A 24,429-nucleotide genomic window follows, 5' to 3' on the forward strand; every position below is an offset into this window, starting at 1 on the left:
GATGTGAGATCACGCGATTCGGTTCGCGCGGCATCGGCGCGGCGGGCATCCCGCTGGGCGACGTGTCGGAGGCGGTGCCGCCGGGGCGCGTCGGCAGGCCCGAGGACATCGCCGAGGTGGTGGCGTTCCTGGTGTCCGACCGGGTGATCTGGATCACCGGCCGGACGTTCACCTCGGACGGACGGCGGCCAGTTCCCGGTAGGCCGCCCCACCGCCCAGTTCGAGGTGCTCGAACGCTCAGTTCGGGGTGCGCGAAAGCTCGGTTCGCGGTGCCGGAACGCGCGACTCGCGGGGCAGGCTCGTGGCCCCCTGGTCGGTCCCGGCACCGGGATCAACGCACCGAGCGGGTCGTGCCGTCCCACTCGCCGCCCAGCACCGAGGGCAGCAGCTCGGCGAGCTGGACCGGGTAGACCGTCTCCCCGGTGGCCGCCAGCTCGTCCGCCGACCACCAGCGGTGGCGCACGACGGTCCGCCGCTCCAGCGCGTTGAAGCCGGAGGTGTCGACCGCCCCCGAGGCGGCACGGGCCACGAAGAACCACTCCTGCGCGGCGTAGCCGAGGCCGTCGAAGGTGAACACGGCCTGGCGCTTCCACACGGGGCCGACCAGGTCCTGCGGCGCGAGCCGCAGCCCGGTCTCCTCGAACACCTCGCGCACCGCCGCCGCGCGCAAGTCCTCCCCCGGCTCCACACCGCCGCCCGCGGTGAACCAGAACAGCTCGTCGGGGCGCACCGGGTCGAAGCCCTGGAACATCAGCACGCGGTCGCGCGCGTCGAGCAGCACGACGCGCGCGGAGACGCGGCGGGCCACCCCCGGCACATCGTCCACGTCGGTCACCGGTTCGGCGATCTCGAAGTACTCGGGGCGGGCCGCCGTGCCCGCCAGCCGCAGCCAGCGCACCGGCCGCCTGCGGCGCAGCGCCAACGTGTCGCGCACCGCGTCGTTGTGCACCCGGCGGGCCAGCACCACCCGCTGCTCGGCGTCGGCCAGCTCGGCCGCCAGCGCCGGGGCCAGCTTGCCCCGGTCCAGGTCCTCCAGCAGCGTGCTCAGCTCGTTCTCGGCCGCCTCGCGGTCGACGCGGGGCGCCCGCTCGGCCCGGTCGGCGGCCTCGGCCAGCTCGGGCGTCCCGCACACCGCCGCGACCGCCCTGGTGACCACCGCGCGCCGGGCCAGCGCGGCGTCCAGCGCCGCCCACGCCGCGTCGGTGCGCACGTGCAGCCGGTCCAGCCTGCTGGCCACGCCCAGCAGCCACGGCCCGACCAGCAGCACGAGACCGAGCACCACCAGCAGCGTGGTGGCCGTGGCGGCGCTGGTCACCGGTCCGCCTCCGCCACTCGACGCGGGTCGGCCGCCATCGCGCTCTCGTAGACCCGCAGCACCTGCCCCGCGACCACGGACCAGTCGAAGGCCATCACCCGCTGCCGCGCCGCGTCGGCGTAACCCGCCCGGCGCGCCGGGTCGGTCAGCAGCCCGCGCAGCGCCGCGGCCAGCGCCGCCGGGTCGCCGACCGGGGTCAACACGCCCGCCTTGCCGTCGTCGAGCACCCGGCGGAAGGCGTCCAGGTCGCTGGCCGCCACCACCGCCCCCGCCGACATCGCCTCGGTCAGGATGATGCCGAAGCTCTCCCCGCCGGTGTTGGGCGCGCAGTACACGTCCACGCTGCGCAGCGCGCGCGCCTTGGTCTCGTCGTCGACCATGCCCAGGAAGTCGATCCGCTCGGCCAGCCTCGGCCCCGCCTGCTCGCGCAGCTCGTCCTGGTCGCCCCGGCCCACCACCAGCAGCCGCGCGTCGGGCAGGTCCAGCCGCCGCATCGCCTCCAGCAGCACCGGCATCCCCTTGCGCGGCTCGGTGAAGCGGCCGACGAACCCGATCGTGCCGCCGGGGCGCGGGTAGCCCTCCAGCGGCGTCGCGTCGGCGAAGAAGGACACGTCCACGCCGTTGGGGATCTCCACCGCGTCCCCGCCCAGGTGCTCCACCTGCACCCGGCGGGCCAGCGCGGACACCGCGATCCGGGCGGTGACCTTCTCCAGGAACGGCTGGAGCACGCCCTGGAAGGCGGCCAGCATCTTCGAGCGCGGCGTAGAGGTGTGGAAGGTGGCCACGATCGGGCCGTCCGCCACCATCAGCGCCAGCATCGACAGCGACGGCGCGGTCGGCTCGTGCAGGTGCAGCACGTCGAAGTCGTGCTCGGCGATCCACCGGCGCACCCGCGCGAAGGACACCGGCCCGAACGACAGCCGCGCCACCGACCCGTTGTACGGGATGCCGACCGCGCGGCCCGCGGGCGTGACGAACTCCGGCACCGGCGTGTCGTCGTCCGCGGGAGCGAGCACGTCCACCTCGTGGCCCAGCCCGCGCAACGCCCTGGCCAGGTCGACCACGTGCGCCTGGACCCCTCCCGGGACTTCGAAGGAGTACGGGCACACGATGCCGATCCTCACGCGGTGTCCCTCCTGCGGGCCAGCACCCGTTCCAGCGCCCTGCGCCTGCTCGGCGGCAGGTCGGCCAGCCACAGCTTCTGCATCATGTGCCAGTCGGCCGGGTGCGCGGCGATGTCGGCGGCGAACACGTCGGCCAGCGACTGGGTCGCCGCGGCCACCCCGTCCGGTCCGGCCACCCGGATCGGCGGGTGCACCCGGAAGCTCCAGCCGTCCTCGGTGAACCACAGCCCCACCGGCAGCAGCGCCGCGCCCGTCGTGGCGGCCAGGTGCGCGGGACCGGCGGGCATCATGGTGCGCTCGCCGAAGAAGGTCACCGGGATGCCGCCCGCGGTCAGGTCCCGGTCGGCCAGCAGGCAGACCACCTTGTTCTGGCGCAGCCGCTCGGCCAGCACCGCCGCCACCGGGCGCTCGCCGCCGGTCAGCGGCAGCACCTCGAAGCCGAGGCTCTCCCGGAACCGCACGAACCGCCGGTACAGCGACTCCGGCTTGAGCCGCTCGACGACCGTGGTGAAGCCGCCGGTGTGGCCGACCAGCCACACCCCGGCCATGTCCCAGTTGCCGCAGTGCGGCAGCGCCGCCACCACGCCCCGGCCCTCGGCCAGCGCCGCGTCCAGGTTCTCGTGGCCGCTGATCATCTCGTCGCAGGCCGCGTAGGCGGCCTCCAGGTCCATCGACGGCAGTCGGAACGCCTCCCGCCAGTACCGCGCGTAGGAGCGCAGCGACAGCCGCACCAGCTCGTCCAGCTCCTGCTCGCCCGCCTTGGGCACGACCCGGCGCAGGTTGGCCCGCAGCTGCCGCACGCCCTCGCCGCCGCGCCGGGCCGCCCAGTCGGCGGCCCGGTCGAACAGCGCCCGCGCCACCGGCTCGGGCAGCACCCGCACCAGCCGCCACCCGGCCGCGTAAGCCAGGTCGGCCAGCCGTTCCCTCATGCCCCGATCTCCTTCGCCGACCGCCGCACCGCCACCAGCCGCTGCGCCACCGTGACCACCACCAGAACGGCCAGCACGTACAGCGCCACGGGCAGCACGAACGGCACCCCCAGGCCGTGCAGGCCCACGCCGACCAGGGCGAAGATGAACCGCTCCGCCCGCTCGGCCAGGCCGCCGTCGGCGCTGAGCCCCGACGCCTCGGCACGTGCCTTGACGTAGGAGGTGACCTGGGCGCCGACCAGCGACACCATCGTGGCCGCGGCCAGGCCGTGCTCCCCCGCCCCGAAGGCCCACCAGGCGATCGCGCCGAACAGCGCGCCGTCGGCGATCCGGTCGCAGCTGGCGTCGAGCACGGCCCCGTACCGCGTGCCGCCGCCGCGCGCCCGCGCCATCGCGCCGTCGAGCAGGTCGAACAGCACGAAGGCGGCCACCAGCGCGGCCCCGGCGAACAGCTGGCCGCGCGGGATGAACCACAGGGCCGCGACGACGGTGCCGACGGTGCCGAGCACCGTGACGGCGTTCGGGGTGAGGCCGCGCCGGACCAGCCACGCCCCGACCGGATCGGTGACGCGGGAGACGGACGCTCGGGCGAAGATGTTCAGCATGGGGCGGGGACTGCACCTACCGGCGGGGACGAGTTGGTCCCCGGCAGCCTAACGACCCAGCTCAGCCGAGCTTGCGGTGGTCCCTGGAGATCCCCTCCAGCAGCTCCTCCAGCTCCTCCCCGCGCACCGCCAGCCGCTCCAGGCGCCCGAACAGCGCCAGGTACTCGCGCACGTCGTGCGGGTCGGTGATGGTGGCGTTGCCGGTGAGCACGCTCAGCGTCACCACGCGCTCGTCGTAGACCTGGAACCCGTGCAGCGCCACCATGCCGGTCTCCGCCGTCCACGGCACCACGCCCAGCTGCACGTTCGGTCTTCGCATGATCTGCACGAGGTGGTCGATCTGGTCGCACATCAGGTCGGCGTTGCCCATCCGCCAGCGCAGCGCTCCCTCGCTGAGCAGGAAGACGAACCGCTTGCCCTGGTCGTCCAGGCGCGCCCGGCGGGTGCGCAGCGTGGCGATGGCGGTGTCCTGCTCGTGGGGCGGCATGGCGGAGAAGACCACGCGCAGGTAGTCCTCGCTCTGCAAAAGTGCGGGTACTCCCGCGTTCTGGAAGAAGCGGCTGGTCGTCGCACGGGCCTCGATGCGGGCAACGGTCTGCTGGTGGCGGTGCGCCCCCCGGTGCAGCACGACGCGGCGGGTCTCCGCCTCGGCGTGCAGCTGGCGGGCCAGCTCCACCAGTTCGATCCTGGTCTCCCTGGTCGCCGAGAGCTCGGCGACTAATCGCTCCACGTCGGTCACGGACGGGAGGAGCATGCCGTTCTCTATCTTCGACAGCTTCGACTGGCTCATCCCGGTGGCGCGCGCGGTGGCCGTTCCGGTCATCCTGGCCTCCGTGCGCAACCTTCGTAACTCGCGCGAGAGCCGTTCTCGGGCCAGCCGCGAACGCTCTGGTGCGGTCATGAAACGCACCGTATCGGCGTGTGCGCCCCGTGACGATCGGCCATCACAGGGAATTACGGGCGGCTCCCCGGCCCACGGGAGGCGGCTGCGGGCACGCCGAAGCACGTGCACCTCCAGGCGCACGTGCAGGTGCGAGCGCACCCGTCCCGCAGCGCGTTCTCAGCGCTGCGCGGCCCACGCCTCCGACAGCAGGGCGCGGGTCTCGCCGAGCAGCTGGGGCAGCACCTTCGTCTGGCCGATCACCGGCATGAAGTTGGCGTCCCCGCCCCACCGGGGCACCACGTGCTGGTGCAGGTGCGCGGCGATGCCCGCGCCCGCGACCACCCCCTGGTTCATGCCGATGTTGAAGCCGTGCGGGTTCGCCGCGGTGCGGATCACCCGCATGGCGGTCTGGGTGAACTCGGCGAACTCGACCGTCTCCTCCTTCGTCAGATCGGTGTAGTCCGGCACGTGCCGGTACGGCAGCACCATCAGGTGACCGGGGTTGTACGGGTACAGGTTCAGCACCGCGAACACCAGCTCACCGCGGGCCAGGACCAGGCCGTCGGGGTCGTCCAGCGAGATCACGCGGCAGAACGGGCACCCCTCGGGCTCGTCGCCCACCGCCTTGCCCTCACCCTTGACGTAGGACAGCCGGTGCGGGGTCCACAGCCGCTGCAACCCGTCGTGGACCCCGACGCCGTCCTGCTCCTCGTACCCGGTCGTCACTTGACCAGTTCCGCCGTGGGTGAGGCGTTCTCGCGGCGGGCCACCCAGTCCACGACGGTGGCCACGGCCTTGGCCACCGGCACGCCGTTGACCTGGGTGCCGTCGCGGAACCGGAAGGACACCGCACCGGACTCCACGTCCTTGCCGCCCGCGAGCAGCATGAACGGCACCTTCTGCGTGGTGTGCGTGCGGATCTTCTTCTGCATCCGGTCGTCGGAGGCGTCCACTTCGGCCCGGATGCCGTGCTTGCGCAGCTCCGCCGCCACGGCGAACAGGTGGTCGGCGTGCTCGTCGGCGATGGGGATGCCCACCACCTGCACCGGGGCCAGCCACGCCGGGAACGCGCCCGCGTAGTGCTCGGTGAGCACGCCGAAGAACCGCTCGATCGAGCCGAACAGGGCGCGGTGGATCATCACCGGCCGCTGCCGGGAGCCGTCCGGGCCGGTGTACTCAAGCTCGAACCGCTCGGGCAGGTTGAAGTCGACCTGGATGGTCGACATCTGCCAGGTGCGGCCCAGCGCGTCCTTGGCCTGCACGGAGATCTTCGGGCCGTAGAACGCCGCGCCGCCGGGATCGGGCACCAGTTCCAGGCCCGAGTCCTCGGCCGCCGCCCGCAGCGCCTCGGTGGCCTGCTCCCACACCTCGTCGGAGCCGACGTACTTCTCCTCGTTGCGAGTGGACAGCTCCAGGTAGAAGTCGTCGAGGCCGTAGTCGCGCAGCAGCCCGAGCACGAAGCCCAGCAGCGACTTCAGCTCGTCCTGCACCTGGTCGGGGGTGCAGAAGATGTGCGCGTCGTCCTGCGTCATGCCGCGCACGCGGGTCAGGCCGTGGATCACACCGGACTTCTCGTACCGGTACACCGAGCCGAACTCGAACATGCGCAGCGGCAGCTCGCGGTAGGAGCGCCCGCGCGACCGGAAGATCAGGTCGTGGAAGGGGCAGTTCATCGGCTTGAGGTAGTAGTCCTGGCCCGGCTTGCGGACCTTGCCGTCCTCGTCGTACTCGGCGTCGAGGTGCATCGCCGGGTACATGCCGTCCTTGTACCAGTCCAGGTGGCCGGAGGTCTGGAACAGGTTGCCCTTGGTGATGTGCGGCGAGTAGACGAACTCGTAGCCCTCTTCCTCGTGGCGGCGCCGCGAGTAGTCCTCCATGGCCTTGCGGACGACGCCGCCCTTGGGGTGGAAGACGGCCAGGCCCGAGCCGATCTCGTCGGGGAAGCTGAACAGGTCCAGCTCGACGCCGAGCTTGCGGTGGTCGCGGCGCTCGGCCTCGGCCAGCAGCTCCAGGTGGGCGTCCAGCGCCTCCTGCGACTCCCACGCGGTGCCGTAGATGCGCTGGAGCTGGGGGTTGCGCTCGTTGCCCCGCCAGTACGCGGCGGCCACGCGGGTGAGCTTGAACGCCGGGATGTGCTTGGTGGTCGGCACGTGCGGACCCCGGCACAGGTCGCCCCACACGCGGTCGCCGGTGCGCGGGTCGAGGTTGTCGTAGATGGTCAGCTCGCCGCCGCCGACCTCCATGACCTCGGCGGTGTCGACATCGCTCTTGATGTCCACCAGCTCCAGCTTGAACGGCTCGGCCGCCAGCTCGGCCTTGGCCGCCTCGACCGAGGCGACCACCCGGCGGGAGAACCGCTGGGAGCCCTTGACGATCTGCTTCATGCGCTTCTCCAGCGCCTGCAGGTCCTCCGGGGTGAACGGCTTGGCGACCTGGAAGTCGTAGTAGAAGCCGTCCTTGACCGGCGGGCCGATGCCCAGCTTGGCCTCGGGGAACTGCTGCTGCACGGCCTGGGCGAGCACGTGCGCGGCGGAGTGCCGGATGACCGCGCGGCCGTCCTCGGTGTTCGCGGCCACCGCCTCCACCTCGACGTCGACCTGAGGGGTCCAGGACAGGTCGCGCAGGTGGCCCTCGGCGTCGCGGACGACCACGACCGCGTCCGGCCCCTTGCCGGGCAGCCCGGCCTCGCGCACCGCGGCCCCCGCGGTAGTCCCGGCCTGCACCACCACGCGCGGGGGGGTGGGAGCGGCTGCGGGACGCGGCTGGGACACGGTGACTCCTCGGTGTGCGGTCGGTCAGAGCTCCCCAGATGTTATCGGTGCTCACCCGAGCCTTCCCGGCCGGACCACGCGCCCCCCGCGAGTCGAACGCCCAGGCCCCCCGAGTTCAACGTTCAGGTCGCGACCCACCGAAACGCGGCCACCCCCTCCGGGGCCGGACTGGGCTCGCGGCCGCCGCCTGCCGGAACGGGGTGGTCTGGCTTGTTACGCCTGGAAGTGCTCGACTACCGCGACCGGACCTCATGTGGGGTGGCGGCCGACCGGGGCAGGCGGCGGGTTCCTCGCCGACCACGTGGTGGAACTCGACCCGGACGAGTGGCGCTTCGCAGCTTCGCCGACCCGCACCGGTACCTGGCCGGGCACGCAGGCCCGCACCGGCGGTGGGAGCACGAGGCCGAACCGCTGTCCGATGTGGACTGGTTGCGCCGCTGCTGGTGCGGGAGTGGCCGCGCTGGCCGACCTGGACCTGCGGGTCCTCAGCCTCCGCGGCGGCCGCCGCGGACGACCGGACCCGGTGACCCAGGGCCTCGAACTCCCGCGAGCCGCGCGTCCGGACACCGCGAGTTGAGCGTTCCGACACCACGAACCGAGCGTTCGAGCACCTCGGGGAGCGGCCACCGGCCCCGGGACGCCCACCGGGTGGTACTTGCAGGCGCGCTCGAGGTCAGCCGGTGATCAGGGCCGGGATGGCGGCGGGGGTGCTCACGGCTCGGCCGGTGGTGCGCTGGTAGCGGCGGACCAGGTCGCCGTGCCGCGCTCGGCGCCCCAGCCACCGCTCGGCGCGCAGCACCGGGTTGCGGCGCGGCGGCGGGAACGCCTCGGCGAGGTCGGCCAGCAACGCCCGCCGGTCGACCCCCGCGGTCCGCAGCACCCACGCCGCGCCGGGGTCCAGGGCGACCAGCGCCAGCGCCAGGTGCTCCACCCGGTGCTCGCGCTCCCGCCGGGCCAGCGCGAGCCGCAGCGACGCCGCGTGGGCGGCCTGGGCGTCCAGCCCCAGCGGCGGGCTCGTCCGGGCGCAGCGCCGCCTGGCCCGAGCCGCGCCCAGCGGGAGCAGCGGTTCCCGCCCTGCGGGCCGGTCCAGCACGGCGGAACCGCCCAGCAGGCGGTCCAGGTCGACGCCCAGCGGCGCCAGGGTGGCCCGGTCCGCCGCAGCGCCCGCGCCCATCGGGGCGGCCAGGTGCGCGGCGTCCTCGATCGCCTCGACGGTGGCACCGTGCCGCGCGAAGGCGGGCACGTGGTCGACCAGCGCGAGCAGCAGGTGCTCGCTGCCCGCGCGGGGGTGGCCCAGGTCGCGGGCACGGGCCAGGGCGCGGCCCGTCGCGCGGGTCAGCTCGGGGTGGTCTCCTCGGAACACCGGTCACTCCTGTTCGCGGCCGTGCTTGCGGTGGACGGTCTGCTTGGTGACGCCGAGCCGGGTGGCGATGTCGCGCCAGGACCAGCCCGCCCGGCGCGCCGCCCGCACGTGCTCGGCCTCCAACTGCTCGACCAGGGCACGCAGCCTGGCCACGGCGCGCAGCCCCGCGTCGGGGTCGGTGCCGTGCGCGTCCTCGCCGAGGTCGCCGATCGCGGACATGCCGTCAGCATATGCTGACGCCCTGCTGAACGTCAACACATGCTGACGGCCGTCGGGTCCAGGCGATCGACAGCGGCTGGGACGAGCGCCGCCACGACCGGCGCGTCACCCGCTGACCGCCGCCCGGAGGCGGTCGCGCACGCCGCCGCCCCGGTCGTCGGCGAACTGGTCGAAGACGGTCAGGGCTTCGCGCCAGCAGGCGATCGCGCGAGCGCTGTCCCCGCTGTGCCGCAGGGAGATGGCCAGGGTGTCGAGCGTGACCGCGTGCTCGCGCGGGTCGAAGCGGGGGTGCTCGCAGGCCAGGGCCCGCTCGCACAGGGCGATCGCCTCGCCGTGCTCGCCGAGCGCCTGGTGGACCTGCGCCAGGCGGTGCAGCGCGTACGCCTCCCGGTCGTGGCGGCCCGCCGCGCGCAGCAGCGCCAGGCAGCGCTCCAGGTGCCCGCGCGCCCGTGCGGCCTCGCCGAGGCCGAGGTGCGCCCCGCCGAGGTTGTACTCGACGAAGGACTCCAGGTGTCCGCCGTCGGGCAGTTCGCGGCTGAGCGGCAGCGCCGAGGCCAAGTGCTCCCGCGCCTGCGCGTGCCAGCCCGCGTCCACGCACATCCAGCCCAGGTCGGCCAGCACGCCCGACCGCATCCGGCGGTCCTCGGTCAGCGCCAGCGCGGTGCGCAGGACGCCGATGGCCTCCGGCAGCCGCCGCGCCAACCGGTAGCCGTGCCCCAGGCACAGCAGCATGTGGTGCTCGGCGAGGCGGTTGCCCATGCGGCGCGCGGCGGCCAGGCCGAGGCGGCAGACCTCCAGCGCGTCGTCCTTGAGCCCCCGTTGGCCCAGCGGCACCACGGCGGCGTTGGCCAGCAGGACGACGAACCGGTGCAGGTCGTGGCGCGCGCAGTCACGGGCGGCGGCGACCGCGTTGACGTGCTCGCGGTCCGCCCAGTCCCACGCCCGCACCGGGTCGGGGAAGGCGATCTCCGGGTGGGCGCTGGTGTTCAGGCCCGCCGCGGCGTGCCACTCGGCCAGTTCCGGCGCGACGGCCCGGTAGGCGGTGCGGGCGTGGTGGGCGTACCAGCCGAGCGCGGCGATGCGGGCGTGGTCCCGGTCGGCGCGCGTTTCGTCGCGCTCCGCGCGGTCGGCGGCGTAGGCGCGCAGCAGGTCGTGGAGCCGGTAGCGGTCCGCGGCGACCGGCTCGACCAGGTTCCCGTCCGCCAGCGCGTCGAGCAGCCGTCGAGTCTCGGCCAGGTCGCGGTCCGCGACGGCCGCGGCGACGTGGGAACCGAACTCGGGGCCGGGGTGCAGGCCCAAGCGGCGGAACAGCCGCGCCTGCTCGTCGGTCAACCTGCGGTAGGACCAGTCGAACACCGAGCGGACCGCGGTGCGCTCGTCCGCCGGGACGCTCAGCGCCTCCCAGCGGCCCCGCTCGCTGCCCAGCTCCGCCACCAGGTCGGCGATCGTCGAGTGCGGCCGGGCTGCGGCCCGGCTCGCGGCGACGCGCAGCGCCAGCGGCAGCCGGGCGCACCCCCGGACCAGCCCGGCCACCGCGTCCGGCTCGGCGTCGGCGCGCGGCCCCAGCACCGCCCGCACCAGCGCCGCGGCCTCCTGCGGACCGGGCAGGTCCAGCGCGATCCGGGTGGCGCCCGCGTCGACCGCCAGCCCGGTCAGCGTGGCCCGGCTGGTCACCACCACCGCGCACCCCGCCCCGCCGGGCAGCAGCGGCCGCACCTGCTCGGCGCTGCCCGCGTCGTCCAGCACCACCAGCACCCGCTGCCCGGCCAGCACCGACCGGTACAGCGCCGCCCGCGCCCCCAGCCCCGCCGGAACCCGCTCCGGCGGCAGTCCCAGCGCGGCGAGGAACCCGCCCAGCGCGTCACCGGGTGCGATCGGCTCGTCCGGACCGCAGCCGCCCAGGTCGACGTACAAGGTGCCGTCGGGGAAGCGGTGCTGCGCCCGGTGCGCCCACTGCACGGCCAGCGCGGTCTTGCCCACCCCGGCCGTGCCGTCCACGGTGGCGACCACCGGCCCGCCCTCGTCGGCCAGCAGGGCGTCGAGCGCGGCCAGCTGGCGGGCCCGTCCGGTGAAACCGCGCACCGCCAGGGGCAACTGCCTGGGCCGCTCGGCAGGCGGTGGCGCCGCGACCGAGACGTGCCCCACCGATCCGGCCTGGAGGAGGAACCCGTTCACCTGGCCGCTGGCCACGTTGCGCACATCCGGCCGATCAGTCACGCCTCCCAGTCTGTCGGTCAGCGGGACCAGGAGCGGTCAACGTCACCCTGTTGGCTCCGCGCGGCTTCCCGTGGAGTCGGACGGCGGTGTGGTCAGAGCCTGGCGAGGAAGGCGGTCCACGCGGTGGTGGACAGGGTCAGGTGGGGGCCGTGGGGGTTCTTGGAGTCGCGGACCCCGACGCGGGTGGTGGTAATGCGGACCTCGACGCAGTCGTTGTTGCTGCCCGCGCTGTAGCTGCTCTTGAACCAGCCCGTGTCGTGGGGCATCTCAGAACTCCTTCAGGCTCTCGATCAGCAGCGCTCTCGACTCGGCCGGAGACAGGGCCAGCTCGCTGGCCCGGTCGAACGCACATGCCATCGCGGTGGTGTCGGCAGGCTGATCGTAGTAGGTCGTGGGGCCGTAAAGCGTTGGCGCGTAGCCGATTCGCGGTGCGTTGGAGAAGTCGAGGACGATCAGGCTGCCACCCAGCGCGGGATTGCCGACGGTGGTGGAGCGGAGGATCTGGACGCTGGTCGAGGGGTGCCGCTCGGCCAGTTGCAGGACGTGCAGGATCTGCGACCGCATCACCGACCCGCTGCCGACCACGGTGCGCAGCGCGTCCTCGGTGAAGACGAAGGACATCGACTTCGGCTGTGCCGCCAGCGCCCGCCGCTGCTGGTCGAGCCGGAAGGCGATCCTGGTCTCCGCCTGGCCGCTGGCGGCGTCCCACCAGACGCCGTCGCACGCCCGGATCACCGCCTCGACGTACTCGGCCGACTGGAGCAGGCCGGGGAACACGCCGCTGGTGTAGTGCCTGATCCGCGAGGCGTTGGCCTGCAGGTCGGCCAAGCGCTGGAAGGCGTCGGGCAGCACGTCGGTGTAGGCCCGGCGCGGTGCGCGGCGGCGGGCCTGGACGCCCAGCGCCAGCACGGTTTCGCGTTCCGCGCGGCTCGCCCCGTACAGGTCGAGCAGGACGACCAGCTCCTCCTGCTTGAGCGCGCCCTTGCCGTGCTCGACCTGGCTGATGCGCACGTACGCCCGGCCGATGGCCTGGCCCGCCTCCTGCTGCGACCTGCCCGACCGGGAGCGCAACTCCTGCAGCACCAAGCCCAGTTGCATCCGCTCGACCGTCTGCTGCGCGTCCGCCACGCGAACCTCACTCTTCTAGGGCACTGACTTATGGGGAATGTATGACTTAAATGAAGCAACCAAGCCGTACTTAACCCCATAAAATTTCTCATGACCGACTATACGTGAGCGAGGCCCCGTGTACGAGAGCGGTCCGGTGCAGGTCATGGCCCAGGTCGACATCTCCGAGGACTTCTCCCTCAGCAGTACCGTCTGCGACGAAGGAGAGATCGTTGAGCTGGCCTTTTCCGGCGGCACCGAGGTGTTGCTGTCGTTCACCAGGAGGGGGTTCGAGCAATTCCGGGAGCAGTGGGCGGAGGTGCTCGCCAAAGCCGACGCGCGGTTCGAAGAATACTCGAAAGAGTGTTTTTCGGGTCGTCAGGCGAGGAAGCCGCGCAGCAGCGAGGCCGTGCCGTCCAGGTGCTCGGCCATCGCCCGCCGCGCGGCGTCCGCGTCGCCGTGCAGGATGTGCGACACGACCAGCTCGTGCTGCTCGTTGGAGTGCGCCAGGTTGGGCGGCAGCAGCGGAATCCGGTCCAGCAGCTCGTTGACCCGCATCCGCGCGTCGGCCACGGCGGCGGTCAGCGACGGCGAGCCCGCCGCCTCCGCGATGGCCAGGTGCAGCCGGGAGTCCTTGCGCCGGTAGTCCGCCCGCCCGGCCTGGGCGCACTCGGCCAGCCGCGCGCCCAGCTCGCGCCGCTCCCCCGGCCCCAGCGCCCGGCCCGCCGCGCACTCGGCCGCGCCGGTCTCCAGCACGGCGCGCAGCGTCAGCGCGTCCGCCAGCTCCTCCCCCGAGATCCGCCCCACCGGCTGCGCGGCGGGCAGCTCCGCGTTGACGAACGTGCCGCCGTAGCGGCCCCGCCGGGACTCCACGTAACCGTTGTCCTGCAACGACTTGATCGCCTCGCGCAGGGTGACCCGGCTGATCCCCAGCCTGCCCGCCAGCTCGCGCTCGGCGGGCAGCCGCTCCCCCGGCGCGACTACGCCCAGCCGGATGGCCTGCACCAGCCGCTCCACGGTCTCCTCGAACGCGTTGCCCGCCCGCACCGGGCGGAACAACGCGTCCCGCAGCGCCATCAGAGCGGTGTCACGTAGGCGCCGGAGATGCCGCCGTCGACCAGGAAGTTCGACGCGGTGATGAACGAGGAGTCGTCGCTGGCCAGGAACGCCACGGCGGCGGCGATCTCCTCCGGCTCGGCGAACCGGCCCAGCGGCACGTGCACCAGCCGCCGCGCGGCGCGCTCGGGGTCCTTGGCGAACAGCTCGCGCAGCAGCGGGGTGTTCACCGGCCCCGGCGACAGCGCGTTGACCCGCACCCCCTGCCGGGCGAACTGCACGCCCAGCTCGCGGCTCATCGCCAGCACACCGCCCTTGGAAGCGGTGTAGGAGATCTGCGAGGTGGCCGCGCCCATGGTGGCCACGAACGACGCGGTGTTGATGACCGATCCCCTGCCCTGCCTGAGCATGTGCGGGATGGCGAACCGGCAGCACAGGTACACCGAGGTCAGGTTGACCTGCTGCACCCGCTGCCAGGCCGCCATCCCGGTGGTCAGGATCGAGTCGTCGTCGGGCGGGGAGATGCCCGCGTTGTTGAACGCCACGTCCAGCGAACCGTAGGTGTCCACCGCGGTCTGGAACAGCGCCTCCACCTGCTCCTCGTCGGTGACGTCGACCTGGACGAACAGGCCGCCCACCTCGTCCGCGGCGGCCCGCCCCGCGTCGCCGTCGACGTCGGCGACCACCACCCTGGCGCCCTCGCTCGCCAGCCTGCGCACCGAGGCCAGGCCGATGCCGCTGCCGCCGCCGGTGATGACGGCCACCCGGCCGTCGAGTCGCTGTGCCATGTCTCTCCTCGAAGCGGTGCCCCAGTGGGCGTCTCAGCGGACGCCTCAGTGGGCGATGAAGACGTTCTTGGTCTCGGTGAAGGCGTCCAGGGCGTCGGGCCCCAGCTCGCGGCCGAGGCCGGACTGCTTGAACCCGCCGAACGGGGTCCAGTAGCGGACCGACGAGTGCGAGTTGACCGACAGGTTGCCCGACTCCACCGCCCGCGAGACGCGCAGCGCGCGCCCGACGTCGCGGGTCCAGATCGAGCCGGACAGGCCGAACTCGCTGTCGTTGGCCAGCCGCACCGCGTCCTGCTCGTCGGTGAACGGCAGCACCGCCACCACCGGGCCGAAGATCTCCTCCACCGCGGCGCGGTCGGTGGCCGCCACGGGCGCGAGGACCGTCGGCGGGAACCAGAAACCGGGACCGTCCGGCGCGGACCCGCGGAACGCCACCGGTGCGCCCTCCGGCACGTAGGAGGCGACCTTCTCGCGGTGCGCCGCGGAGATCAGCGGCCCCATCTCGGTCCGCTCGTCGCCCGGCTCGCCCACCACGACACCGCGCACCGCCGGTTCCAGCAGCTCCATGAACCGGTCGTAGACCGACGCCTGCACCAGGATGCGCGACCGGGCGCAGCAGTCCTGCCCGGCGTTGTCGAACACGCCGTAGGGCGCGGTGGCGGCGGCCCGCTCCAGGTCCGCGTCGGCGAAGACGATGTTCGCGCTCTTGCCGCCCAGCTCCAGGGTCACCCGCTTGACCTGGTCCGCGCAGCCCGCCATGACCCGCTTGCCGACCTCGGTGGAGCCGGTGAACACCACCTTGCGCACCGCCGGGTGCGTCACGAAGCGCTGCCCCACCACGCTGCCCTTGCCGGGCAGCACCTGGAACACGTCCTCGGGGATGCCCGCCTCGCGGGCCAGCTCGGCCAGCTTCACGGCGGTCAGCGGGGTCAGCTCGGCGGGCTTGAGCACGACGGTGTTGCCCGCCGCGAGCGCGGGCGCGAAGCCCCAGCCCGCGATGGGCATCGGGAAGTTCCACGGCACGATCACGCCGACCACGCCCAGCGGCTCCTGGAAGGTCACGTCCCACCCGCCGGGCACCGGGATCTGCTTGCCGAACAGGCGTTCCGGCGCGGCGGCGTAGTAGTGCAGCACGTCGCGGACGTTGCCCGCCTCCCACCGCGCGTTGCCGATGGTGTGGCCGGAGTTGAGCACCTCCAGCCGGGCCAGCTCCTCCACCGCGCCGTCCACCGCCTCGGCGAACCGGCGCAGCAGCCGGGCGCGGTCACCGGGGGCCACCTCGCGCCACGCGGGGAAAGCGGCCTGGGCGCGCGCGATGGCGGCGTCGGTCTCCTCCAGCGAGGTCGGCTCGACCTCCGCCACCCGTCGCCCGGTCGCCGGGTTGATCACCTCGAAAGCGGTCACCTCTGCCGTCCTTCCTGCGCCGCGCGCACCAGCGCGCCGAACAGGCGCAGGTCCTCGCGGTCGGTCTCCGGGTGCGACTGCACGCCGAGCGCGAACCTCGCGTCCGGCAGCTCCACCGCCTCCACCACGCCGTCCGGCGCCACGGCCACCACCTCCAAGCCCTTGCCCAGCTCGTCGAGCGCCTGGTGGTGGTGGCAGTTGACCCCGGTGCGATCGCCGACGACCGCGGCCAGCGCGGTGCCGGGGGCGACGGTGATCTCGGTGCGCTCGAACACCGCAGGCGCGGGGTTGTGGCCGTCGACGTGCTGGCGCAGCGTGCCGCCCAGCGCCACGTTGAGCACCTGCATCCCCCGGCACACCGCCAGCAGCGGCAGGTCCAGCTCCAGCGCGGCCCGCGCCAGCGCCAGCTCGGCGGCGTCGCGGTCCGGGCGCGCCGGACCGGTGCGCGGGTCCCTGGCCGCGCCGTAGCGGGCCGGGTCCACGTCCGCGCCGCCGGCGAGCACCAGCCCGTCGAGGAAGCCGACGGCCCTGGCGTCCCACTCGCCCATCGGCGGCAGCAGCACCGGGTTGCCGCCCGCGCGCACCACCGAGTCCAGGTAGTCGCGGTGCAGCACGGCCGCGTCCACGTCCCACACACCGAAGCGGGCCCGCTCCAGGTAGGTGGTCACGCCGATGAGGGGCCTAGAGCCGTTCGAAGCCACGGACCCTCTCCCAGTCGGTCACCGCCGACTCGTAGGCGGCCAGTTCCACGCGGGCCGCGTTGAGGTAGTGGTCCACCACGTCCTGGCCGAAGGCGTCGCGCGCGATGTCGCTGCGCGCCAGCAGCGACGCCGCGTCGCGCAGCGTCGTCGGCACGGTCGCCCGGCCCGAGTCGTAGGCGTTGCCGACGAACTCCTCCTCCAGCGGCAGCTCGTTCTCCAGCCCGTGCAGGCCTGCCGCGATGAGCGCGGCCACCGCCAGGTACGGGTTGACGTCCCCGCCGGGGACGCGGTTCTCGAAGCGCAGCGACTGGCCGTGGCCGACCACGCGCAGCGCGCAGGTGCGGTTGTCGCGGCCCCAGGCCACCGCCGTCGGGGCGAAGCTGCCCTGCACGAAGCGCTTGTAGGAGTTGATGTTCGGGGCCAGGAAGTAGGTCAGCTCGCGCAGGCAGGCCAGCTGGCCCGCCAGGAAGTGGCGCATCAGCGGGGACATGCCCTCCCCCTCGGCGAACACCGGCTCCCCGTCGGCCGAGCGCAGGCTCAGGTGGATGTGGCAGGAGTTGCCCTCGCGCTCGTTGTACTTGGCCATGAACGTCAAGGACTTGCCGTGCTGGGCGGCGATCTCCTTGGCGCCGTTCTTGTAGATGCTGTGGTTGTCGCAAGTGGACAGCGCCTCGTCGTAGCGGAAGGCGATCTCGTGCTGGCCGGGGTTGCACTCGCCCTTGGCCGACTCGACGTACAGCCCGGCGCCCGCCATGTTGTTGCGGATGGCGCGCAGCAGCGGCTCGACGCGCGCGGTGCCCAGCAGCGAGTAGTCCACGTTGTACTGGTTGGCGGGCGTCAGGTCGCGGTAGCCGCGCGACCAGGCGTCCTCGAAGGTGTCGTTGAAGACGATGAACTCCAGCTCGGTGCCGACGTAGGCGCGCAGCCCCCGCTCGGCCAGCCGGTCCAGCTGGCGGCGCAGGACCTGGCGCGGCGAAGGGGGAACCGGGTCGCCGTTGTCCCACCGCACGTCGCACAGCACCATCGCGGTGCCCTCCTGCCAGGGCACGCGGCGCAGCGTCGACAGGTCCGGCTTCATCGTGAAGTCGCCGTAGCCCCGCTCCCAGGAGGACATGGCGTAGCCGCTGACCGGGTTCATCTCCACGTCCACCGCCATCAGGTAGTTGCAGCCCTCGGCGGCGTGCGGGAGCACTTCCTCGACGAAGTAGCGCGCGGCGCAGCGCTTGCCCTGCAGGCGGCCCTGCATGTCCACGATCGCCACCAGGACCGTGTCGATCTCCCCGCTGTCCACGAGCTCGCGCAACTCCTCGACGGTGAGCATCCGCAGTCCTCCAAAGGTATGACAGCGAGCCATTGGACGCCTCATCTTGACACCACAGGGTGACCCGCGCCACCCTCGACCAGTCCTGCAAAGGAGCGCGGCCGACCCATTGGCACACCCAGTGAGGGGCGCAGATGGCCAAGCACGTCGAGTACGAGAAGGTGGGCGGCGACTACCTGGAGCACCGGCAGCTCAAGCGCGGCGCGGCGGGCTGGGTCCTGCTGGCGGGGCTGGGTGTCTCCTACGTCATCTCCGGCGACTTCGCCGGGTGGAACTTCGGCCTGGCGCAGGGCGGGTGGGGCGGTCTGCTCATCGCCACCGTGCTGATGGCCACGATGTACACGTGCATGGTGTTCGGCCTGGCCGAACTGGCCGCGGCGCTGCCCGTGGCGGGAGCGGGCTACGGGTTCGCCCGGCGCGCCCTGGGACCGCTGGGCGGCTTCGCCACCGGCATCGCCATCCTCATCGAGTACGCCATCGCGCCCGCCGCCATCGCGGTGTTCATCGGCGGCTACGTCGAGACGCTGGGGCTGTTCGGGCTGACCAACTCCTGGCCGGTGTACCTGGCCTGCTTCGCGATCTTCGTCGGTGTGCACCTCTACGGCGTCGGCGAGGCGCTGCGGCTGATGTTCGTCATCACCGGCATCGCGGTGGTGGCGCTGCTGGCGTTCGTGATCGGCATGATCGGCAGGTTCGACTCCGCCAAGCTGTTCGACCTGGCCGAGGGCGACGGGTTCCTGCCCTTCGGCGTCACGGGCGCGCTGGGCGCGCTGGTGTACGCGATCTGGTTCTTCCTCGCCGTGGAGGGCGTGCCGCTGGCGGCCGAGGAGGCGCGCGACCCCAAGCGGGACATGCCGCGCGGGATCATCGCCGCGATGGCCGTGCTGCTGCTGTTCGCCGCGACGATCCTGGTGTTCGCCCCCGGCGGTGCGGGCGCGGAGGCGCTGAAGGCGTCGGACAACCCGCTGCCCGCGGCGGTGCGCGCGGCCTACGGCGGGGACAACGCGCTCGCGCAGGTCGTCAACTACGTCGGCCTGGCCGGGCTGGTCGCGAGCTTCTTCTCGATCATCTTCGCCTACTCCCGCCAACTGTTCGCCCTGTCGCGGGCGGGCTACCTGCCCCGCTGGCTGTCGCGCACAGGACGGCGCAAGACGCCCTACCTGGCGCTGATCGTGCCCGGCGCGATCGGCTTCCTGCTGGCCGCGATCACCCGCGACGGGGCGCTGCTGATCAACATCGCGGTGTTCGGGGCGGCCCTGTCCTACGTGCTGATGATGGTGTCGCACATCGTGCTGCGGGTCCGCGAACCCGACCTGGAGCGCCCCTACCGCACCCCAGGCGGAGCGGTGACCACCGGCGTGGCGCTGGTGTTGGCGGTCGCCGCCGTGGTGGCCACGTTCTTCGTGGACGAGCTCGCCGCCGGCATCACCGCGGGCATCGTCGTGGTGGCGCTGGCCTACTTCTGGTTCTACAGCCGCCACCACCTGGTCGCCGCGGCCCCGGAGGAGGAGTTCGCCGCCATCGCCCAGGCCGAGCGCGAACTCGGCGGCTGACGCGGTCGCCGAATCGGGCCTGAGGGTGGGCCGGTAGTAGTTACCGGCCCACCCTCAGGGGTCGGGTGGTACTTGCCGGCGCGGTGGTTCGGGGTCAGCAGTAGAGCGAGGCGAAGAGCCCGATGACGGCTTCGCCGGGCACTTCGGCGGGCAGCGGGTTGTAGGACAGGGTGGCAGTCCGGCCGGTGTCGTCGCGGACGGCGTAGGTGAGGTAGCCGATCAGTTCCCCGCCGTGGCCCCACACCTGGCGACCGCAGGGCAGGTCGAAGCTCTGCAGCCCGAGTCCGTAGCGGAAGATGGTGCCGGTCGGCACCGCCTCGCGCATGGCCGCCAACGAGGCCGCGCTGGTCAACCGCCCGCTCAGCAGCGCGCCGAAGAAGGTGTTGAGGTCGTCTGCGGTGGAGATCATCTCCCCCGCCGCCCAGTCCAGCGACGGGTTCATCAGCGTGGCGTCGACCAGTCGTCCGTCCACTTCGGAGTAGCCGCGCGCGTGCGGTTCCGGCAGGCCGGCGCGGTTGCCCGGCACGCTGGTGCGCTTGAGCCGCAACGGCTTCAGGATGCGGTCGGCGATCTCGTCGCCGTATCGGTTGCCGGTGACCCGCTCGACGAGCAGACCCGCGACGACGTAGTTGGTGTTCGAGTAGTGCCAGCCCTCGCCGGGATCGAAGTAGGACGGCCTGCCTGCGGCCACGTCCAGCAGTTCCTGCGGCCGGTAGGAGCGGAACCGCGCGTCACCGCGCCACCGGTTGGTCGAGTAGCCCTGCTCGTGGGCGTAGTCGTAGAGGCCGCTGGTGTGGTTGAGGACTTGGCGCACGGTCATCCGGTCGCCCATCGGCACCCCCGCGACGTACCGGTCGATCGGGTCGTCCAGACCCACCTTCCGCTCGTCGACCAGCTGCAGGACGACGGTGGCGACGAAGGTCTTGGTCGCGCTGCCGATGCGGAAGTAGCCGTCCTCGTGCGCCTGCCCGGCGGCGTGCCCCCGCACGCCCGCGGCGTCCTCGACCTTGAGCAGGGCCGCCGACGCCCAGCCGCCCGCCACCCAGGAGTCGAGCTCCGCGGCGGGGAACTGGCTGGTCAGGGCCATGCTGGTGGCCAGGACCAAGGATTTGATCATCACGACGACAACGCTAGGGACGCGCGGTGATCCCGACCATGAGGTCCGCCACCCGATCCGCTGTGGAAAACCCCACCCCGGTCGGGCGAGCCCCGCCGGTGCGGGGTGCGCCGCCCGCCGTCGCCCCTGGCAGGATCGGGGTGTGAGTGACATTCAACGTGTAGGTGTGGTGGGCTCCGGCCTGATGGGCTCCGGCATCGCCGAGGTGTGCGCCCGCGCGGGACTGGACGTGCTGATCGCCGAGGTCAGCGCCGACGCCACCGAGGCGGCGCAGGCGCGGATCGCCTCCTCGCTGGGCCGCGGCGTGCGCAGCGGCAAGCTCAGCGCCGAGGACCGCGACGCCGCGCTGGAGCGGCTGCGGTTCACCACCGACCTCGCCGACTTCGCCGACCGCAACCTGGTCGTCGAGGCCGTCGCGGAGAACGAGCAGGTCAAGACCGAGGTGTTCACGGCGTTGGACAAGGTCGTCGAAGATCCGGCGGCCATCTTCGCCTCGAACACCTCCTCCATCCCGATCATGAAGCTGGGCATGGCCACCGAGCGCCCCGAGCAGGTCATCGGCGTGCACTTCTTCAACCCGGTGCCGGTGCTCAAGCTGGTGGAACTGGTGCCGTCGCTGCTGACCGGCGAGCGGACGCGGGAACGCGCCGAAGCCTTCGTCACCGGTGTGCTGGGCAAGCAGGTCATCCGCTCGCAGGACCGGGCGGGCTTCGTGGTCAACGCCCTGCTGATCCCCTACCTGCTCTCGGCGATCCGGATGCTGGAGTCGGGCTTCGCCTCGGCCGACGACATCGACAACGGCATGGTGCTGGGCTGCGCGCACCCGATGGGCCCGCTGCGGCTGGCCGACCTGATCGGCCTGGACACCACCAAGGCCATCGCCGAGTCGATGTACGAGGAGTTCAAGGAGCCCTTGTACTCGCCGCCGCCGCTGCTGCTGCGCATGGTCGACGCGGGCTTGCTGGGCAAGAAGAGCGGACGCGGTTTTCACAGCTACGCGGACTGACGTCGAGGGGCGCGGGACCGCTCCGAGCGGTCCCGCGCCCCTGACGGCCGTCAGCGCAAAGCGTGCCGGGAAACTTCCAGCGTATCGCACGGGAGCACTTTTCCCATAATGCCACCATGCGTTATGACACCTCGTGGCGCATTGGTGCGAACGAATGAACAGAGAGGTCGTCAATCGGCCGTTCGGAGTATTCCTCGCTACTTGGAACAGGCATTCCGTAAGGCTTGCGACGCGCCGGTGATGCCCTTCCACCGCGTTATGTCACAATTGGGGCATACGGTGGACAAGATTGGTTCGCATGGCGTACTTTCTCCTTCGCACCCCACGAGGAGACCCAGTCTTGGACGCACACGAGGATTCGATACGCGATTTCACGGGCCGCCAACTGCACGCTCTCCTGCACTCCCTGGGCATTACCAGGAACACCGAGGATTCCCTCGGAATGCTCGGTGACGCGCTCGGCCCCGGCGGCTCGCGACCACTGTCCCAACCACCCACCTGGCCGTCTGACGTCGCCGACGACCACACCCCCGTGGAGTTCTCCACAGCATTCGAAGCAGGCGCTCCGCCGGTGGTGCGCGCCATCGTCGAACCCACCGCGGGCACGCCGTCCCGCCGGGCGAACACGCAGAGCGCGCTCGACGCCCTGGCCGCGATGGGACGCAGGCAGCGGTTGGACCTCAGCCGCTTCGACCACGTCCGGGAGCTGTTCCTCCCCGACCAGCCGCACAGCGACTTCACCTTCTGGTACTCGCTCGTCTTCCGCGCGGGCGAACCGCCCGCGGTGAAGGTGTACTTCAACCCGCAGGTGCGCGGCGAGCACGCCGCCGACGACCTGGTGCGGGAAGGACTGGCGCGGACCGGCTTCGCGGGCGGACACCAAACCCTGCTCGACCACGCGATGACCAGGCCCGGCGCCGACCGGTACTCCTTCTTCGCGCTCGACCTGCTCGACCGCAGACGCGCGCGGGTGAAGGTCTACGTCTCCCACCACGACGCCGAAGCCGCTGTCGCGCAACGAGCCGCGCACGCCGCCCGCGACGTCGACGCGGAGCGACTGGACGACTTCTGCCGCATCGTCGGCGGCGGCACCAGGACCTTCGACCGGAGACCGCTGATCTCCAGCTACACCTTCCTGGACGGCGACACCTCCCGGCCGAGCGGCTATTCGCTGTACCTGCCGGTGCGCGACTACGTCAGCGACGACGCGGAAGCCGTGGCGCGCGTGCACGCCGCGATGGCGGCGTACGGCCTGGACACCGCGCAGTTCGACACCGCGCTGCGCAGCATCGCCCAACGCCCGCTGGACGAGGGAGTGGGCCTGATCGCCCACGTCTCCCTGCGCACCGGCAAGCCCAGACCCGGCATCACCGTCTACCTCTCCTCCGAGGCCTACGACGTGGCCTCCCCCCGCGAGAGCAGCCTGGCGAACTAGGAGTTCCCCGAATGCCCCTGATGGAGCCCTACCGGATCAAGGCCGTCGAGCCGATCCCGATCACCACGCGCGAACACCGCGAACGCGCCCTGGCCGCCGCCGGGTACAACCCGTTCAACCTCAGCGCGGCCGACGTGACGATCGACCTGCTCAGCGACTCGGGAACCGGCGCGCTGTCGGCGGACCAGCAGGCGGCCGGACTGCGCGGCGACGAGAGCTACGCGGGCGCGCGCTCCTTCTTCAGGTTCCGGGAGGTCGTCGAGGAGCTGACCGGCTACCCGCACCTGTTCCCCGTGCACCAGGGCCGCGCCGCGGAGCGCATCCTGTTCAACGCGCTGCTCAAACCGGGACAGCTGTCGGTCAGCAACACCCACTTCGACACCACCCGCGCCAACGTGGAACTGGTCGGGGCGGTCGCGCTGGACCTGCCCTGCGCCGAGGCCAAGGACCTCGACAGCTACTCCCCCTTCAAGGGCGACATCGACCTGGAAGCCTTGCAGCGCGTGCTCTCCGGCCCCGACGAGGTCGGCCTGGTCATCATGACCATCACCAACAACGGCGGCGGCGGCCAGCCGGTGTCCATGGCCAACCTGGAGGCGGTGGCCCGGCTCACCCGCGAGCACGGCGTGCCGTTCTTCCTCGACGCCGCCCGCTTCGCCGAGAACGCCTGGCTGGTCACCCAGCGGGAACCCGGCTACGCCGACCGCACCCCCCGGCAAGTGGCCCAAGAGGCCTTCGCACTGGCCGACGGCTGCGTGGCGAGCCTGAAGAAGGACGGCATCGTCCACATGGGCGGGCTGCTGGCGATGCGCGACCCGGAACTGGCCAAGCGCTGCGAACTGCTGCTCATCGCCACCGAGGGGTTCCGCACCTACGGCGGGCTGTCCGGCCGCGACCTGGAGATGCTGGCGCAGGGCCTGGTCGAGGTGACCGACCCGGCCTACCTGCGCTCGCGCGCCGAGCAGACCGCCTACCTGGCCGAGCTGATCGCCGACGTCGGCGTGGACAGCGTCCGCCCCGCGGGCGTGCACGCGCTCTACCTCAACGCCGGACGCCTGCTGCCGCACATCCCGCCCAGCCGGTTCCCCGGCCACGCGCTGGCCCAGGAGATGTACCTGGCGGGCGGCATCCGCTGCGCCGAACTGGGATCGCTGTACCTGGGCGAGCTGGACGAGTCGGGCGAGCTGATCACCCCGGCGCCCTACGAACTGGTCCGCATGGCCATCCCGCGCCGCGTCTACACCAAGAGCCACCTGGAGTACGTGGCCGAAACCCTCGGTGAGATCGCCAAGCGCCCCGAGCGGGTGCCCGGCTACCGCCTGGTCGAAGTGCCCGCCCTGCTGCGCCACTTCAACTGCCGACTGGAGCCTGTGTTGAACTGACCCGGCTCCGCCGGGTCGGGCTCGGCCACCCGGAAGTCGGCTGTATCGATGGCCGCTGCTCCGCAGACGGCAGGCTCGGCCGCTCGGAAGTCGGCCCATCGGCACGCGTTTCGCGGAAAATCGAAGAGCGTGA

At 72.4% G+C, this 24,429-nt stretch carries 23 protein-coding genes; 5 read left to right on the forward strand and 18 right to left on the reverse strand.

What is annotated here, in order from left to right; translation table 11 throughout:
• The first annotated feature begins 62 nt into the window (after positions 1 to 62).
• Positions 63 to 410 carry an SDR family oxidoreductase gene (locus JOF41_RS38605; RefSeq protein ID WP_372448483.1) on the forward strand — a complete coding sequence of 116 codons (348 nt, stop codon included), beginning with the start codon at positions 63 to 65 and terminating at the stop codon, positions 408 to 410.
• Here JOF41_RS38605 and JOF41_RS16320 read toward each other — a convergent pair.
• The 17 genes from JOF41_RS16320 to JOF41_RS16400 form a co-directional block, all read right to left on the reverse strand.
• Positions 332 to 1,315 carry an NUDIX hydrolase gene (locus JOF41_RS16320; RefSeq protein WP_209619976.1) on the reverse strand — a complete coding sequence of 328 codons (984 nt, stop codon included), beginning with the start codon at positions 1,313 to 1,315 and terminating at the stop codon, positions 332 to 334. The two genes, JOF41_RS38605 and JOF41_RS16320, sit on opposite strands and share 79 nt — an antisense overlap.
• On the reverse strand, positions 1,312 to 2,439 hold the full coding sequence (locus JOF41_RS16325) for a glycosyltransferase family 4 protein (protein ID WP_189225252.1): 1,128 nt from the start codon (positions 2,437 to 2,439) through the stop codon (positions 1,312 to 1,314). The genes JOF41_RS16320 and JOF41_RS16325 overlap by 4 nt, the downstream gene beginning before the upstream one ends.
• Positions 2,436 to 3,368 (reverse strand): phosphatidylinositol mannoside acyltransferase, encoded by a 933-nt coding sequence (locus JOF41_RS16330; protein ID WP_189225251.1) that lies wholly within the window; start codon positions 3,366 to 3,368, stop codon positions 2,436 to 2,438. The genes JOF41_RS16325 and JOF41_RS16330 overlap by 4 nt, the downstream gene beginning before the upstream one ends.
• Positions 3,365 to 3,973: a phosphatidylinositol phosphate synthase gene (gene pgsA / locus JOF41_RS16335; RefSeq protein WP_189225250.1), complete on the reverse strand. Its 609-nt coding sequence runs from the start codon at positions 3,971 to 3,973 to the stop codon at positions 3,365 to 3,367. The genes JOF41_RS16330 and pgsA overlap by 4 nt, the downstream gene beginning before the upstream one ends.
• A 61-nt stretch (positions 3,974 to 4,034) precedes the next feature.
• Positions 4,035 to 4,874 (reverse strand): helix-turn-helix domain-containing protein, encoded by an 840-nt coding sequence (locus JOF41_RS16340; protein ID WP_189225249.1) that lies wholly within the window; start codon positions 4,872 to 4,874, stop codon positions 4,035 to 4,037.
• Between the two features lie 159 nt (positions 4,875 to 5,033).
• The gene (locus tag JOF41_RS16345) at positions 5,034 to 5,582 is read right to left on the reverse strand and encodes an HIT family protein (protein WP_209619977.1); all 549 of its coding nucleotides are present in this window, start codon (positions 5,580 to 5,582) and stop codon (positions 5,034 to 5,036) included.
• Positions 5,579 to 7,627 carry a threonine--tRNA ligase gene (thrS, locus tag JOF41_RS16350; RefSeq protein ID WP_189225247.1) on the reverse strand — a complete coding sequence of 683 codons (2,049 nt, stop codon included), beginning with the start codon at positions 7,625 to 7,627 and terminating at the stop codon, positions 5,579 to 5,581. The genes JOF41_RS16345 and thrS overlap by 4 nt, the downstream gene beginning before the upstream one ends.
• Before the next feature lie 673 nt (positions 7,628 to 8,300).
• On the reverse strand, positions 8,301 to 8,990 hold the full coding sequence (locus JOF41_RS16355) for a Clp protease N-terminal domain-containing protein (protein ID WP_209619979.1): 690 nt from the start codon (positions 8,988 to 8,990) through the stop codon (positions 8,301 to 8,303).
• 3 nt (positions 8,991 to 8,993) lie between these two features.
• Positions 8,994 to 9,209: a helix-turn-helix domain-containing protein gene (locus JOF41_RS16360; protein ID WP_189225245.1), complete on the reverse strand. Its 216-nt coding sequence runs from the start codon at positions 9,207 to 9,209 to the stop codon at positions 8,994 to 8,996.
• Between the two features lie 105 nt (positions 9,210 to 9,314).
• Complete coding sequence (locus JOF41_RS37795) at positions 9,315 to 11,426, reverse strand: ATP-binding protein (protein WP_307867433.1); 2,112 nt, start codon at positions 11,424 to 11,426, stop codon at positions 9,315 to 9,317.
• 92 nt (positions 11,427 to 11,518) lie between these two features.
• Positions 11,519 to 11,692 (reverse strand): DUF397 domain-containing protein, encoded by a 174-nt coding sequence (locus tag JOF41_RS16370; RefSeq protein ID WP_209619981.1) that lies wholly within the window; start codon positions 11,690 to 11,692, stop codon positions 11,519 to 11,521.
• Between the two features lies 1 nt (position 11,693).
• The gene (locus JOF41_RS16375) at positions 11,694 to 12,554 is read right to left on the reverse strand and encodes a helix-turn-helix domain-containing protein (protein ID WP_209619983.1); all 861 of its coding nucleotides are present in this window, start codon (positions 12,552 to 12,554) and stop codon (positions 11,694 to 11,696) included.
• A gap of 357 nt (positions 12,555 to 12,911) precedes the next feature.
• Positions 12,912 to 13,610, reverse strand: a complete 699-nt coding sequence (locus tag JOF41_RS16380) for a FadR/GntR family transcriptional regulator (protein ID WP_189225241.1) — start codon at positions 13,608 to 13,610, stop codon at positions 12,912 to 12,914.
• Positions 13,610 to 14,377, reverse strand: a complete 768-nt coding sequence (locus JOF41_RS16385; protein ID WP_209619985.1) for a 3-oxoacyl-ACP reductase — start codon at positions 14,375 to 14,377, stop codon at positions 13,610 to 13,612. The genes JOF41_RS16380 and JOF41_RS16385 overlap by 1 nt, the downstream gene beginning before the upstream one ends.
• 45 nt (positions 14,378 to 14,422) lie before the next feature.
• Positions 14,423 to 15,781: an aldehyde dehydrogenase family protein gene (locus JOF41_RS16390; protein ID WP_189225239.1), complete on the reverse strand. Its 1,359-nt coding sequence runs from the start codon at positions 15,779 to 15,781 to the stop codon at positions 14,423 to 14,425.
• On the reverse strand, positions 15,778 to 16,482 hold the full coding sequence (locus JOF41_RS16395; RefSeq protein ID WP_209619987.1) for a gamma-glutamyl-gamma-aminobutyrate hydrolase family protein: 705 nt from the start codon (positions 16,480 to 16,482) through the stop codon (positions 15,778 to 15,780). Before JOF41_RS16395 ends, JOF41_RS16390 begins: the two co-directional genes overlap by 4 nt.
• Complete coding sequence (locus JOF41_RS16400) at positions 16,463 to 17,803, reverse strand: glutamine synthetase family protein (protein WP_189225237.1); 1,341 nt, start codon at positions 17,801 to 17,803, stop codon at positions 16,463 to 16,465. Before JOF41_RS16400 ends, JOF41_RS16395 begins: the two co-directional genes overlap by 20 nt.
• 134 nt (positions 17,804 to 17,937) lie before the next feature.
• Between JOF41_RS16400 and eat the strand changes: the two genes are divergently transcribed.
• Positions 17,938 to 19,356: an ethanolamine permease gene (gene eat / locus JOF41_RS16405; RefSeq protein WP_209619989.1), complete on the forward strand. Its 1,419-nt coding sequence runs from the start codon at positions 17,938 to 17,940 to the stop codon at positions 19,354 to 19,356.
• Positions 19,357 to 19,450: 94 nt separating this feature from the next.
• On the opposite strand, the gene JOF41_RS16410 is transcribed toward eat, so the two are convergent.
• The gene (locus tag JOF41_RS16410; RefSeq protein ID WP_209619992.1) at positions 19,451 to 20,473 is read right to left on the reverse strand and encodes a serine hydrolase domain-containing protein; all 1,023 of its coding nucleotides are present in this window, start codon (positions 20,471 to 20,473) and stop codon (positions 19,451 to 19,453) included.
• 142 nt (positions 20,474 to 20,615) lie between these two features.
• On the opposite strand from JOF41_RS16410, the gene JOF41_RS16415 reads away from it, so the two are divergent.
• The 3 genes from JOF41_RS16415 (at position 20,616) to JOF41_RS16425 (ending at position 24,296) form a co-directional block, all read left to right on the forward strand.
• Positions 20,616 to 21,479 carry a 3-hydroxybutyryl-CoA dehydrogenase gene (locus JOF41_RS16415; RefSeq protein ID WP_189225234.1) on the forward strand — a complete coding sequence of 288 codons (864 nt, stop codon included), beginning with the start codon at positions 20,616 to 20,618 and terminating at the stop codon, positions 21,477 to 21,479.
• Between the two features lie 442 nt (positions 21,480 to 21,921).
• Positions 21,922 to 22,914 (forward strand): tryptophan dimethylallyltransferase family protein, encoded by a 993-nt coding sequence (locus JOF41_RS16420; protein WP_189225233.1) that lies wholly within the window; start codon positions 21,922 to 21,924, stop codon positions 22,912 to 22,914.
• Positions 22,915 to 22,925: 11 nt separating this feature from the next.
• Positions 22,926 to 24,296: a tryptophanase gene (locus JOF41_RS16425; RefSeq protein WP_209619995.1), complete on the forward strand. Its 1,371-nt coding sequence runs from the start codon at positions 22,926 to 22,928 to the stop codon at positions 24,294 to 24,296.
• Positions 24,297 to 24,429: the final 133 nt, after the last annotated feature.

The sequence above is a fragment of the Saccharothrix coeruleofusca genome, assembly GCF_017876325.1.
Classification (GTDB): domain Bacteria; phylum Actinomycetota; class Actinomycetes; order Mycobacteriales; family Pseudonocardiaceae; genus Actinosynnema; species Actinosynnema coeruleofuscum.

What these genes read in the sequence shown, in the direction of transcription:
- JOF41_RS16330 (WP_189225251.1), bottom strand. Translation starts at nt 3,368, where the DNA reads ATGAGGGAACGGCTGGCCGACCTGGCTTACGCGGCCGGGTGGCGGCTG.
- pgsA (WP_189225250.1), bottom strand. Translation starts at nt 3,973, where the DNA reads ATGCTGAACATCTTCGCCCGAGCGTCCGTCTCCCGCGTCACCGATCCG.
- JOF41_RS16340 (WP_189225249.1), bottom strand. Translation starts at nt 4,874, where the DNA reads ATGACCGCACCAGAGCGTTCGCGGCTGGCCCGAGAACGGCTCTCGCGC.
- JOF41_RS16360 (WP_189225245.1), bottom strand. Translation starts at nt 9,209, where the DNA reads ATGTCCGCGATCGGCGACCTCGGCGAGGACGCGCACGGCACCGACCCC.
- JOF41_RS16370 (WP_209619981.1), bottom strand. Translation starts at nt 11,692, where the DNA reads ATGCCCCACGACACGGGCTGGTTCAAGAGCAGCTACAGCGCGGGCAGC.
- JOF41_RS16380 (WP_189225241.1), bottom strand. Translation starts at nt 13,610, where the DNA reads ATGGCGCTGCGGGACGCGTTGTTCCGCCCGGTGCGGGCGGGCAACGCG.
- JOF41_RS16385 (WP_209619985.1), bottom strand. Translation starts at nt 14,377, where the DNA reads ATGGCACAGCGACTCGACGGCCGGGTGGCCGTCATCACCGGCGGCGGC.
- JOF41_RS16400 (WP_189225237.1), bottom strand. Translation starts at nt 17,803, where the DNA reads ATGCTCACCGTCGAGGAGTTGCGCGAGCTCGTGGACAGCGGGGAGATC.
- eat (WP_209619989.1), top strand. Translation starts at nt 17,938, where the DNA reads ATGGCCAAGCACGTCGAGTACGAGAAGGTGGGCGGCGACTACCTGGAG.
- JOF41_RS16410 (WP_209619992.1), bottom strand. Translation starts at nt 20,473, where the DNA reads ATGATCAAATCCTTGGTCCTGGCCACCAGCATGGCCCTGACCAGCCAG.
- JOF41_RS16420 (WP_189225233.1), top strand. Translation starts at nt 21,922, where the DNA reads ATGCTCGGTGACGCGCTCGGCCCCGGCGGCTCGCGACCACTGTCCCAA.
- JOF41_RS16425 (WP_209619995.1), top strand. Translation starts at nt 22,926, where the DNA reads ATGCCCCTGATGGAGCCCTACCGGATCAAGGCCGTCGAGCCGATCCCG.